We start from the raw sequence: 12,600 nt of genomic DNA on the forward strand, positions 1-12,600 counted from the left end.
GCCGCTTCCGAACGCAACCCCACGGGCGGCATATCGTCCGCATATCGAAAATTGCATACGCGCTGGCAACACCGCGTTGTCTTGACTTTCGGCATGTCCTACAGAGACCTGGGTTTGATCGACAGCGAAGTGATCGCGGAGCGACGCGTCCGAGCGCTCGACGATTCGTCACCCTCGGCCGTCCCGACCACTGGGGTCAGAGTTTTCGGATGCGGTCACGACGAAGCCGTTTTGTTCCGCGAGATGGGACCCCGCCTCGGGATAACGCCAAGCATCACCGAGGAAGCGGTCAGTGAAACCAACGCTGAACTGGCGCGTGGCAACCGATGCATCAGCGTGAGCCACAAGACGCAGATCGACAATTCCACGCTGCTGGCGCTGAGCCGAGTCGGAGTGGAGTACATCTCCACCAGAAGCGTCGGGTACAACCACATCGACGTGGAATTCGCGGCGAGCATCGGCATCTCGGTCGGCAACGTCGACTACTCGCCCGACAGCGTGGGCGACTACACACTGATGTTGATGCTGATGACCGTACGCCACGCGAAATCAATTGTCCGCCGCGCCGATACGCATGATTACCGGCTGAATGACACGCGCGGCAGGGAGCTGCGCGACTTGACCGTCGGGGTGATCGGAACAGGGCGCATCGGCACAGCAGTCATCGACCGGCTGCGGGGATTTGGCTGCCAAGTGCTGGCACATGACAGCGGGCCTCACGCCTCCGCCGACTACGTTCCGCTCGATGAACTGTTGCGGCAGAGCGACATTGTCACGCTCCACACTCCACTCACCGCGGACACACACCATCTCCTCGATCGCCAACGCATCGACCAGATGAAGCACGGCGCGTACATCATCAACACGGGTCGCGGACCGCTGCTCGATACCGAGGCCCTCCTCTCCGCATTGGAGAGCGGCCGGTTGGGCGGCGCGGCGCTCGATGTCGTCGAAGGAGAGGAAGGGATCTTCTACGCCGACTGCAGGAAAAAGCTCATCGAGAACAAGGCCCTGGTGCGGCTACAGCGCCTGCCGAATGTGCTGATCAGTCCGCACTCCGCCTACTACACAGACCACGCCCTGAACGACACCGTCGAAAACAGCCTCGTCAACTGCCTCAACTTTGAAAGTGGGAGAACAGCATGAGCAGATTGAAGGTCGGGGTCATCTTCGGAGGGGCTTCCGAAGAACATCCCGTCTCCATCAAGTCGGCGCGAGAGGTGGCAAGAAATCTCGACACGGAGAAGTACGAACCGTTCTGGATCGGCATCACGACCGGCGGCGAGTGGAAGCTCTGTGACGGCCCCGACGCGGATTGGGAGAATCGCAGCGCCCGTCCCGCCGTGCTGTCACCCGATCGAAGTGTGCACGGCCTGCTGGTCATGGAGCAGGGGGGCTACGAAACCGTGCGCCTCGACCTCGTCTTCCCCGTACTTCACGGCAAGCTCGGCGAAGACGGCGCGATCCAAGGTCTGTTGGAGCTCGCCGGCATCCCCTACGTCGGCTGCGACATCCAGGGCTCGGCTGTGTGCATGGACAAGGCCCTGGCCTACATCGTGGCCAAGAGCGCGGGAATCGCCACGCCGAGCTTTTGGGTTGTCGCGGAGAACGAGAAGGTCGACGCCGATCACCTTCGCTATCCGGTCTTCGTGAAGCCGGCCCGTTCGGGTTCATCTTTCGGCGTCAGCAAGGTCACCCGAGAAGACGAGCTGCCGAACGCGCTGAGCGCGGCGCGACAGTACGACTCGAAGGTCCTGATCGAAGAAGCCGTGGCCGGCAGCGAGATCGGCTGCGCGGTCATGGGTGAACTATTCGGCCTGATCACTGGGGAGGTGGACCGCGTCGACCTCTCGCACGGATTCTTCAGGATCCACCAGGAGGACTCACCCGAAACCGGATCGGAGAACTCGACGTTCATCGTTCCCGCCGACATCTCCGACGAATCGCGCCGGCTCGTCCAAGAGACCGCCAAGGCCATCTACCGCACCCTGGGCTGCAAGGGACTTGCCCGCGTTGACATGTTCCTCACCGACGACGGACGGGTGGTCCTCAACGAGGTCAACACCATGCCCGGCATGACGTCGTACAGCCGGTACCCGCGGATGATGGCCGCCGCGGGACTGCCGATCTCCGACATGATCGACCGGCTCATCTCGATGACAATGCACGGGAAGAAGCGATGAACGACGACTTCGTCTACGTCGACGACTGGGTGCCCGGAGTCCGCTGGGATGCCAAGTACGCCACGTGGGACAACTTCACCGGCAAACCGGTAGACGGCTACCTCGCGAATCGAATCGTCGGCACCCGGGCTTTGTGCGCGGCCCTCGAGCAAGCACGCGAGAAGGCAGCTTCCCTCGGCTTCGGATTGCTTCTCTGGGACGGCTACCGTCCTCGACGCGCCGTCGACAGCTTCCTACGCTGGTCAGAACAGCCGGAGGATGGCCAGACGAAGCAGCGGCACTATCCCAATATCGACAGACCCGAGATGCTCGAAAAAGGATACGTGGCAACCCAGTCGGGCCACAGTAGGGGCGGCGCCGTTGACCTGACGCTCTATCACCTTGCGACCGGTGAACTTGCTCCTATGGGTGGCGACCACGACCTCATGGACCCGATCTCACATCATCGAGCACGAGGAATCAAGCCAATCGAGTCCAAGAATCGTGAGCTTCTTCGTTCCATCATGGAGGACTGCGGATTTGATCGGTACGACTGCGAGTGGTGGCACTACACGCTGAAACGCGAACCATATCCAGATGTCTACTTCGACTTTCCGATCACGTGATGGGTCTCCATTGTGTCTCGCAGTGGGGGCGTTTGGCGAACAACGACGAGGTCGTGATGCGGCGCACCGGCCCATCGGGGCTGGAGGTCTTCTTGCGACACACCGATCCATCGAAACTGTACGACTGGGCCTCCGACGGATACCCCTCGAGCGAGGAGTACCTGTTCTGGTCCCGCAAGGTCTGCGGCTTGGCGTGTCTCCAGTCGCTGCTCCACGGCTGGACTGACGTTCGACTGTCGATGGGCGAACTCCTTGCGCTGGCCGTCGAGTGCGGTTGCTATGTGGTGGAGCCTTCGGGCAAGGTCCACGGCCTGCTCTACAGGCCATTCATGGCGTGGGTCAGCACACAATTCGGATTCGACTGCCAACTGGTCGAGCACACCCCGATTCAGGTATCGGCCCGAGAGCTGCGGCCCGGGCAGGTCATGATCGCTTCGGTATCACCCGAGATTCGCGATCCCAACACCTACGAGCCGCGACGAGGAGGCCATCTTGTGCTGATCTATGCAGTCGATGATGGAGTGGTGCGGTTTCATAACCCGTCGGGCTACTCCCACAATTCAGACTCTGCATCGCTGCCCATGCATGTGTTCGAGCGGTTTCATGCCAACCGAGGAATCTTGGTCAGAGGGGCATCGTGATGCTGGCTGGCGAACCCGCACCGCGCGTCGTTGTCGCGGGCGGCCATTCGGCCGGGCACATAGAGCCCGCAATGAACTTCGCCGACGCGCTGAGCCTGCTGGAGCCCACGGCCGAGATCACCGCGCTCGGCACTGTCCGTGGCCTGGACACCACGCTCATCCCTGCCCGCGGCTATTCGCTCGAACTTATCCCGCCCGTGCCACTGCCGCGCAAGCTGAGCCGCGACCTGCTGCACACGCCGGGCAGACTGCGCGACTCCGTCCGGGCGACCGGAGCCGTACTCGACCGCGTGCGGGCCGAGGTCGTGGTGGGCTTCGGGGGCTACGTGGCCATGCCCGCTTATCTTGCCGCACGCCAGCGGGGAATGCCGATCGTCGTCCATGAGGCGAATGCCCGGCCTGGAGTGGCGAACCGACTGGCGGCCCGGATGACGACCCACGTATTTACCGCCGCGCCCCGTGTCCACCTGGCTCACGCCAGCGCGATCGGCATCCCGCTGCGGCCGGCGATCACCAGGCTCGACCGGGCCGCGCTGCGCGAGGCGGCTCGGCAACGGTTCGGCCTGCGCCTGGACGAGCCGGTACTGATGGTCACTGGCGGTTCGCAGGGAGCTCAAGCGATCAACGCCGCCGTGGCCGGCGCTGTAACAGCGTTGCGGGCGGCCGGCGTGCAGGTGCTGCACATCACCGGGCCACAGCGCATGGTCGAGCCGCCCGACGGCGACCCCGGCGACCCGCCCTACGTCGTCGTCCCGTACGTCGATGAGATGCAGTACGCCTACGCCGCAGCCGACTTCGCGATCTGCCGCTCGGGGGCGATGACGTGCGCCGAACTCGCCGCTGTCGGCTTACCGGCCGCCTATGTGCCGCTGCCGCTGCGCGGCGGTGAGCAGCGCTTGAACGCCGAGGCGGTCGTTGCTGCCGGCGGGGCAGTGATCGTCGACGATGCCGATCTCAACGCAGGATGGATCGAAACCACTCTGATCCCGCTGCTCGCCGATACCGAGCGGAGAGCGGTGATGTCGGCTCATGCGTTGGCAGCCGGCGCACCCGACGTGGGTTCGCTGCTGGCCCGGCACGTGCTTACGGTCGTCGCTGAGCGGCGGGCAGTCGCACTGCGACGGAGAGCCCGCCGGCAGCTCGGGGGCTGAGCGTGAGGGATCCGTCGTGTGCCTGAGTGATGCTCTTGACGATCGCCAGGCCAAGGCCCACCCTCGCATCGTCCCCGCGGGTGCGAGCAGTGCCGCGCTGAAACGGCTCGGTGAGTGTCGAGACCAACTGTGGACTGAGCTTGTCGCCGGTGTTCTCGACCGTGAGCATGACGGACTCGGAGCCGATGGCGGTGCTGATCTGCACGCTGCCGTGCTCGGGGACATTGTGGACGATCGCATTGTGCAGAAGGTTCGTAGTCAACTGCAGCAAGAGTGCGTGTGAGCCGATGACCGGCGCGATGTCCCCGGAGGTCTCGATGCTGACGCCGTGCTTCTCCGCGAACGGGAGGAGTGTCTCGGCGGCTTCTTCCGCGATGAGCGACAGATCGACGTCTTCTCGGCTGAAGGACCGTTGGTCGGTACGGCTGAGCAGGAGCAATGCCTCGGTGAGCTCGATCGCTCGTGCGTTGACAGCGCGGAGGCGTTCGTCGAGCTCGCCGCCGTCGCGGTTCGGATCGTTGCGGGCGACATCGAGAAGGGTTTGTGTGATCGCCAGCGGGGTGCGCAACTCGTGGGAGGCGTTGGCGGCGAATCGCTGCTGCGCGGCGTCTCGTGCTTCGAGCCGTGCGAGCATGGCGTCGAAGGCATCGGCAAGTTCACGGAACTCGTCGTTGCGTCCCTCCAGTTCGATCCGGTACGACAGCGAGCCACTCCCCGCCTCCCGCGCGGCGCGCGTAATGCGCGCCAACGGGGCAAGCATTCGGCCCGCGAGAATCCAACCACCCACAAGGCCGAACACCAGCAAGAACCCGAGCGCCAAGATCGCTGCCGGGACAAACACCACGGGACCGAAGTTGCTCGGGTCGAAGACCCGGGCAAAGTCGGCCCGAGCAGGGAATTGGAAATTCGTGGACCGCCCTCTCAGCAGGAAGACCCAAACCGCCGCAAGGAGCAAGACACCAGCGAGCATGAGGAACCCGGCATAACTGAGAGTGAGTTTGAGGCGAACGCCCAACCCAGGCGCTCTATCCACCGTCGCCCCCGCCTCTGGCGTCCGGTTCGGTATCGATGCGGTACCCGACCCCCGGCACCGTGGCGATCAGCCACGGTTCGCCGAGCCGCTTGCGCAACGTCGAGACCGTGATGCGCACGGCATTCGTGAACGGATCGGCGTTCTCGTCCCACGCCCGCTCCAGCAACTCCTCGGCGCTGATCACACCGCCCTCGGCAGCGACGAGAACTTCGAGCACCGCGAACTGCTTCCGGGTCAGCGCGACGTACCGGCCGTCCCGGTAGACCTCGCGACGGAACGGGTCCAGCTGAAGACCAGCGATCTCCCGCACGGGCGGCCTGCTGTGCGCGCGCCTGCGGTCGAGGGCCCGGAGACGGAGCACGAGCTCCTGCAGCTCGAACGGCTTGGTGAGGTAGTCGTCGGCACCGAGCTCGAACCCGGAGGCCTTGTCGTCCATCCGGTCCGCGGCAGTGAGCATCAGGATTGGTATGCCGCCACCGGAAGCGACGATGCGCTGGGCGATCTCGTCACCGGAGGGGCCGGGGATATCACGGTCGAGGACGGCGATGTCGTAGGCGTTGACGCCCAACAGATCCAGGGCAGTGTCCCCATCACCGGCGATGTCGGCCGCGATCGCTTCCAGGCGCAGCCCATCGCGGATGGCTTCCGCCATGAACCGCTCGTCCTCGACGACCAACACACGCATGCTCGCCATGTTAGGCGGCCGCGTATATCGCCGGCGTATCAAAAATCGCCTTCGGGCTGGCAACAGCGCATTGTCTTGATCGAGCAGTATGGGCCAGACCGCAGCACGACCGAAGACCAGCAGGACTCCCAGACCGACCCTTGTCGGCCTGGTCCTCGTCATCTTCGCTATGACCGTCGGGATCGTCGTAGACCGGTCGGCATCGCCATCGGGGACGACTGGACCTGGTGCAGTGCGGGTCTGAGGTAGCACCAGAGATACGCGGACCGATGCCGATGGCGACATGACTGAATCTGACGGAGCCCTCCCCGACGGCGCGACAGTTGATCGCCTCCCCACCACGGGCGAGGTCTTCTGCGAGGTCCCCGAAGGTGGCTATCTGATAGAGGTCAATGGCCGTGGGTTCGTCAACTACGGCTGGCCCGAACCACTAATCCAGGCGATGTGTGGCGGATCCGGCTGCGGCCCAACGATGGAACCGCACCGCAGCCGGCTCAGATGTGGGACATGCCCGGATACGGGATCCCCGAGGACAGCCCGCTCCCGAGCCCACAGTGGAGCCGGTGGAATCGGATGAGCCGAAGTGGATCACGGTGTCCGGGCCAGGAAGCGTCAGCCGCACGGTCAAACCGTCCGAACTTTGAGCCGAGTCCGCCGAGAGGGAACGTCGGGCATGGGGCGGCGGTGACCCAATCCCCGAACTGCTTGAGTACGACGGCGGACAGCACCTCGCCAAGTACGACCGCGCCCTCGTGCTCGCACTCATCGACATGGACGACACCCGGCTACGCGAGGTCGCGCGATGGTGCGTCACCAAGGCGTACAAGTTCGCTGGCCTCGCCGACCGACCCTGGATCGCACCCGCGTTGGCGACGCTGCACGCCGGTGACCCACTGCCATCGCCGTTCGACGACCCGGCCACAGCATCCGCACACTTCGACGTCGAGTGCCGACCAGAAGCGCCGGACCGTGTGAGTAACAGACAGGGCGTGATCTACTCCATCGGGGAGTTCGACCCGTTCGACATGGGTCCGATCAGCCGTCCCGCGTTTGCGCTCCCCACGATCTTCGCGGCCGCAAAGCCGGACCCGAGGCAGGCCGCGTTCGAGGCGCTCTACGGCGCCTCGGTTACATACCAGGAAGATGCACGCGAACTGCATGGCCAGCTCCGGGCGGCATTCGGGATCGCACCCGGCCAGCCGTAACCGGTATCAGCGAGCCAACGCAACTGGACCGGAGACAACCTCACCTGCTGGTCATTCGGGATGCGTCCGTCTCATCGGATCACAAAACCCCAGGTTCTTGTCTCAACATCTCAACATGTCCGAATTCTGTCTCAAGATTCGGTGTCTGCGGCAATGTAGGTTCCGGATCTACTTGTCCGAGCCACCTGGGATTTCCAAGATCTTCCACGACACTTATCCACGAAATTCCGCGCAAAAATGTCCTTTCCCACAGCCCTGGTCCGAGTCGATGCCAGATCATCGCGGCCACACATACTCCCGGTCTCCACCGTCACCCTTCCGCAATCCCAAGAAACCACCATCGCGGCCGCCACAGGCACTCGGTGCCGGTTCCTGCCACCCCTCCGGGTCTCCGGCAGCCCTGCGATCGGCGCAAACATCGGCTTCCGGCTATGGCGTGGCGGCGCGCGCTCGAACCGACGCGCTCAACTCCGCCATCCACATCGTCACCTCGCGCAAACACGAACACTCCGCACCGGCCGTGCGACATCACAGGTCAGTCCTCAGCTGACCAGCACCAGAGCGCCCCGGTCGATGGGCTCGACCGGGTTGGTTCAGCACGGAGGGCCGCTAGCGGACGAGTGCGATGCCGACGCTGGGGCCGCCGTTCGCAAGCCGGACGAGCGGGCTGTTCCACCACGTTTGCGGCGTCGCGTCGTAGGTGAGTCTTTGGTAGGGCTGTGGGGTTGCAGGTGGGCGCACGTTGACCACGATTGGTTCCGCATCCTGGTGGACGACGGCGAAGCGGTCTGGCGCTGTGGCGCCGACCCCGACGAACTTCGTTGTCGGCGAGTTCAGAGCGTCGATTTCATAGACGCGCCGGTACTCGGTCGCGTATGTCGTGCCCATCTTCGATGCGTAGACGGCCACCTCTTGAATGGCCTCGTAGATCGGGAATCCCGCGTTGCGGGCAGCGACCAGTGTCTGAGTGGTCATTCCTTGTGGGGCGGCGCTGTCGCCGGAGGCGAGGCTGGCTGCTGCAGAGGTGATCGGCGCCAGCAGATCTGCGTTCGGTGTGGCTGCTGCAGGCACGGCCCCACCCACGACCGCCGCTGCGGAAATGGCTGCCGCGGCGAGCAACTGCCTCAATCCACGTGCCTTCATAATGATCTCCCCCCATGTGTTGTGGCGTTGAGTGGCCGCGGGAGACGCTAGCGCCCTCCCCGCTCCTCCCTCTGATGTCTCGTCACGTCGCCTGACTTCATTACTGACCCTCTACCGAAGGAGGGCCGTACCGGATTCTGCGGATGAGTCCTGTTGACGACTGGCGTACACGACAAAAGACCCTCTTCACGGCCTGGACGAGGAAGGTCCCCCGTTGTCAGCTTCCGAACGGGAGGGTGATGCTGCCGGTCCCGGGCTGGGGCGCGGTGGCGTTCACGGGCAGGGACAGAATCTGCCTGTGTCCCGAGTCGGCGATGTAGACGCGGTCGCCGTCGAGGTCGATGCCGCTCAGTCCACGGAAGCCGCTGAACGGCAGGGTTACTGGGGTCGAGGTGCCAGCGGGAACTTTGCGGACCGTTCCGCCCGGTCCGGGCTTGCCGAGAGAGCCGAAACCGCCTTCGTACGTATTCGACTCGTCGACGTAGTACACGTCACCGTCGCGGACGGTCAGACCGGTGAACGTGCTCTCAGCGCCGTACGGGAGGACGGTCGATTCCAGGGCTCCGGCCGGAAGCGTGAACAGTCTCTTCGAGTACATGTCGCTGGCGTAGACGTCGCCGCCATCGACCGCGATCTGGACCGGCCCGCCGTCGAGGCCGCGAAACGGTAGCTCGGTCGGGGTCGACGCCCCCGCGGGCAGTTCGAGGACTCGCTGGTTGAACGTGTCTGCGACGTAGACGTTGCCGTCCTCGACCGCGATGCCCAGCGGCTGGTGCAACCCGGCGAACGGTAGAACCGTCGGCGTCGACTGTCCGGCGGCAAGGAGGAGGACCCGGCCCTGGTCGAGGACGTACACGTTCCCGTTCTCGACTGCGACGGCCCGAACGTCGGTGAGCTCGCCGAGCGGCAGAACGGATGGTGTGGAGGCACCGGCGGGAAGAACGAGAACTTCCTTGGCGGTGTCACTGTTGTTCGCCACGTAGACGGCACCGTTCTCGGCGGCGACACCGACGAGGTAGTTGGCCGTCGGAAACGCGAATGCCGTCTGCCCCGGTACCGGTACCCCGATGTCGAGCAGGAAGGACTGAACGGCCACGCCGGCATCGGCGAGTGGATCCGCCGCTGCCGTCGCCCCCCGCTGATCCGATCCCCGCGATGACCACCGCGGCTGCGACGCCGACGGCACACTTCTTCACAACAGCCATGCTTCCCCCTCGGTCAAGTGGACCACCCCTGGTGTGCGTGACGCTAACCGCATGAGCGAGTCACACACCGCCAATGTCGTTGTGCGGTCGTCGATTGTTACCGACCCTTGACCGGTCGGGGCGGGCTCAGCGGCTGTGGTTGACCGCTGAACACCGTGGCCAGCCCACTGTCATTCCGTTTCGCCGGCCCCGCCGATGCGTTCCACTGGTTGTGCGATTTCGTCTCCCGGTGCTTGTTCGGTGGGGCTCTGGTGGGGAAAGACGAAGCGGCGCATTGCCCACCACCGGAAGGCTGTCGCCATGAGTGTTCCGATGATGGAGCCGCTGACGAAGTCGGAGATGTTATCGACGACGAGCGATACGTGAGGCACTCTCAGGTCGAAGACGTATCTCGCAATCCCGAGCGGGATCTGGTTGATTGCGACGCCGATGCCGGCCACGGTGAAGTACAGGGCGGCCTCGTGATGTCGCGGGCGGCGTCCGCGCTCGGCGAAGGACCATTCTCGGTTCAGGACGTACGACAGGATCGTGGCGACGAGGACCGCGAGCACGTTGGCGGTGACGGGCTTGTCGGTGAGCACCGTCCACTTCAGGCCGAAGAACAACACCACTGTCGTCACGAACGTGATGGCGCCGACGGCGAGGAATTTGATCATCTCGGCGCGCTCGAGCAGCCGAGCGAGCCAACGATCCGGGATGTGGCCGACAATTCGTTCCGAGAATTGCATCGGGAGGGCACCTTTCGCGGTAGTCGTACGACGAGTGAAGAACCAGCGCCCGTGGAACACCCTGCCAACATGGGGGATCGGATGTCGGCCAACGATGGCCCGCGGTCAGGCGCTGTTCTGGGGCCTCGCGCTCGGACTGGATCAGCTGCCGAACGGGATGTCGATACGTCCTGTGCTGGGGCCGGGCGTGGGCGTCTCGATGGGAAGCGCGAGGGCATGCTTGTTCTGGTGGTCGGTGACATGGACGTTGCCACCGTCGACCGCTATGCCCGCAAGCGCCTGGAAGCTCTGGAACGCAACCACTGCGGAGGGCTGCGTGCCGCCACGGAAGCTCTCGACCGAGCTCACGCCGTAGATCGCGACCCCGGCATCGAACCGCAACTTGTGTCCGCGGATACAGGTTCGGAGATAGCTTCGGCCGACGCCGGCACCCCTACCGCGATCACAACACCCGCGGCCACCCCACCAGCAATCTTCCTACTCAAAGGCACTTCATCCCCCCATGGTCGACGACCATTCAAACTGCTGTGACGGTACCGCACAGAGCCTTAACCGCATCGGCCCAGCGCTGGACCCGGTCCACCTTTCATACCGCCCGGAAGGTTACTTTGGTTTGGCGTCGTCTTCGCAGAAGGGCTGAGGCGGAGTCCGGGGAGGGACTGTTCATCATGCATGGCGACACCAGAGATCGACTGGCATCGGATTCCGATGTCACCGAGACACAAAGCGATCGACGATTCCCCGCAAGATGGCCGACACTCGGGGTCATCGCACTGATCACGACCACGACGACAGTGCTGCTGTTCACCACGGTCAACCCGTGGATGCCGTACACGGGACTGTTCATGGGTGGCATTGACCTGGACGTGTACCGCGATGGTGCCCGCCATGTCATGGCCGGTCTGCCGCTCTACACCGAACCGGTCATTCACGGCCTGCTCTACACCTACACGCCGTTCTCGGCGCTGATATTTACTCCGTTCGAACTGCTGCCGGACGACGTCGACAAGTACATCTGGATGGGTCTCAACGCTTTCCTGTTGGCCCTCATCGTCGCGCTTTGTTGGCGGATCCTCGGCTACCGCATCAACTCTCACTTGGTCGCGGTCTCAGCATTGCTCGCGGTCGCGTGCGTGTTCTTCGAACCGGTGCGAACGACGTTTTACTTCGGGCAGATCAATCTGGTGTTGATGGCGCTGGTGCTCTGGGACACCTCCCGCGGCGAGCAGAGCAGGCTCAAGGGCGTTGGCGTGGGCATCGCGGCGGGAATCAAGCTGACGCCGGCGTACTTCGTGCTCTACTACCTGGCGCTTCGTCAATGGCGCGCTGCCACAGTCGCAACCGTCACCATCGCCGTGACGATAGGGGTCAGCTGGGCTGTGCTGCCGAGAGATTCGTGGCAGTACTGGACGGAGACCTTCTTCGATTCCACCCGCATCGCGGACGAGGGGCACGCGGCGAACCAGTCGCTGCGCGGGGCGCTCGTCCGGATCATCGGCGAGCCCGCACCCACTTGGCTGTGGCTGCTGCTCGCAGCACTCGTCATCGCCGTGAGCATGTGGGTGGTGATCCGACTTCACCGCGGCGGCGAACCCCTGCTCGCGGTCACCGTCACTGGCCTCACAGCCGCTGTGGTGTCGCCGTTCTCGTGGAGCCACCACTGGGTGTGGTTCGTGCCGCTGCTCGTTTACCTCGCGCATCGGACGCTGACGAACGCGTGGTGGTGGCTCGGAGTGCTCGCGCTGTTCGGGATGGCTGGGTCGTGGTCGTACTGGTTCCCTGACGACAGGGTCGTCGTCGGCCTGTACCTGTTTCCGTCCACATGGATTCCGTGGAGTGTGCTCGTGAACCTCTACGTCCTGGCCTACGCAGCAATTCTGGCCGGCGCGGCTGTCATCGCACTCCAACTACCACGGGATCGTGCGCCGCGAAGGCATACTCTGCCGGGAGGCACATCGCTGCCGACCACGGTGTCCGCCAACGCTGAAACAATGTCGTAACGCACACCCGATAGACAGTGC

The 12,600-nt window shown here is 64.2% G+C and carries 13 protein-coding genes; 7 read left to right on the top strand and 6 right to left on the bottom strand.

Going from position 1 to position 12,600, the window contains the following annotated elements; all coding sequences use genetic code 11:
- The first annotated feature begins 93 nt into the window (after positions 1–93).
- The 5 genes from vanH to J2X34_RS11540 are packed head-to-tail and all read left to right on the top strand — an operon-like array spanning position 94 to position 4,580.
- Complete coding sequence (gene vanH / locus J2X34_RS11520; RefSeq protein ID WP_429517301.1) at positions 94–1,146, top strand: D-lactate dehydrogenase VanH; 1,053 nt, start codon at positions 94–96, stop codon at positions 1,144–1,146.
- Positions 1,143–2,183, top strand: a complete 1,041-nt coding sequence (gene vanO, locus J2X34_RS11525; protein ID WP_114720051.1) for a D-alanine--(R)-lactate ligase VanO — start codon at positions 1,143–1,145, stop codon at positions 2,181–2,183. The genes vanH and vanO overlap by 4 nt, the downstream gene beginning before the upstream one ends.
- On the top strand, positions 2,180–2,788 hold the full coding sequence (locus J2X34_RS11530; RefSeq protein WP_063856778.1) for a D-Ala-D-Ala dipeptidase VanX-O: 609 nt from the start codon (positions 2,180–2,182) through the stop codon (positions 2,786–2,788). Before vanO ends, J2X34_RS11530 begins: the two co-directional genes overlap by 4 nt.
- Positions 2,789–2,820: 32 nt before the next feature.
- Entirely contained in the window at positions 2,821–3,429 is a 609-nt protein-coding gene (locus J2X34_RS11535) for a hypothetical protein (RefSeq protein ID WP_429517303.1), read from the top strand.
- Positions 3,429–4,580 carry a UDP-N-acetylglucosamine--N-acetylmuramyl-(pentapeptide) pyrophosphoryl-undecaprenol N-acetylglucosamine transferase gene (locus J2X34_RS11540; protein ID WP_114720055.1) on the top strand — a complete coding sequence of 384 codons (1,152 nt, stop codon included), beginning with the start codon at positions 3,429–3,431 and terminating at the stop codon, positions 4,578–4,580. The genes J2X34_RS11535 and J2X34_RS11540 overlap by 1 nt, the downstream gene beginning before the upstream one ends.
- On the opposite strand, the gene vanS-O is transcribed toward J2X34_RS11540, so the two are convergent.
- On the bottom strand, positions 4,513–5,550 hold the full coding sequence (gene vanS-O / locus J2X34_RS11545; RefSeq protein ID WP_429517306.1) for a vancomycin resistance histidine kinase VanS-O: 1,038 nt from the start codon (positions 5,548–5,550) through the stop codon (positions 4,513–4,515). The two genes, J2X34_RS11540 and vanS-O, sit on opposite strands and share 68 nt — an antisense overlap.
- Positions 5,551–5,605: 55 nt before the next feature.
- On the bottom strand, positions 5,606–6,298 hold the full coding sequence (vanR-O, locus tag J2X34_RS11550) for a vancomycin resistance response regulator transcription factor VanR-O (RefSeq protein ID WP_077043363.1): 693 nt from the start codon (positions 6,296–6,298) through the stop codon (positions 5,606–5,608).
- A 752-nt stretch (positions 6,299–7,050) separates the two neighbouring features.
- Between vanR-O and J2X34_RS11555 the strand changes: the two genes are divergently transcribed.
- Positions 7,051–7,503 (top strand): hypothetical protein, encoded by a 453-nt coding sequence (locus J2X34_RS11555; protein WP_429517308.1) that lies wholly within the window; start codon positions 7,051–7,053, stop codon positions 7,501–7,503.
- A 609-nt stretch (positions 7,504–8,112) separates the two neighbouring features.
- Here the strand turns inward: J2X34_RS11555 and J2X34_RS11560 are convergent.
- From J2X34_RS11560 to J2X34_RS11575, 4 genes are all read right to left on the bottom strand, one after another.
- Positions 8,113–8,646, bottom strand: coding sequence for a hypothetical protein (locus J2X34_RS11560; RefSeq protein WP_147283484.1), 534 nt, complete (start codon positions 8,644–8,646; stop codon positions 8,113–8,115).
- 217 nt (positions 8,647–8,863) lie between these two features.
- On the bottom strand, positions 8,864–9,742 hold the full coding sequence (locus tag J2X34_RS11565) for a hypothetical protein (RefSeq protein ID WP_429517310.1): 879 nt from the start codon (positions 9,740–9,742) through the stop codon (positions 8,864–8,866).
- A gap of 279 nt (positions 9,743–10,021) precedes the next feature.
- On the bottom strand, positions 10,022–10,579 hold the full coding sequence (locus J2X34_RS11570; protein WP_429517312.1) for a GtrA family protein: 558 nt from the start codon (positions 10,577–10,579) through the stop codon (positions 10,022–10,024).
- A gap of 141 nt (positions 10,580–10,720) precedes the next feature.
- Positions 10,721–10,960 (bottom strand): hypothetical protein, encoded by a 240-nt coding sequence (locus J2X34_RS11575; RefSeq protein ID WP_114720067.1) that lies wholly within the window; start codon positions 10,958–10,960, stop codon positions 10,721–10,723.
- Positions 10,961–11,247: 287 nt separating this feature from the next.
- On the opposite strand from J2X34_RS11575, the gene J2X34_RS11580 reads away from it, so the two are divergent.
- The gene (locus J2X34_RS11580; protein WP_429517315.1) at positions 11,248–12,579 is read left to right on the top strand and encodes a glycosyltransferase 87 family protein; all 1,332 of its coding nucleotides are present in this window, start codon (positions 11,248–11,250) and stop codon (positions 12,577–12,579) included.
- The last annotated feature ends 21 nt before the right edge of the window (positions 12,580–12,600 follow it).

Origin of the sequence: Rhodococcus sp. BE178 (genome assembly GCF_050433545.1) — a bacterium.
Taxonomy (GTDB): domain Bacteria; phylum Actinomycetota; class Actinomycetes; order Mycobacteriales; family Mycobacteriaceae; genus Prescottella.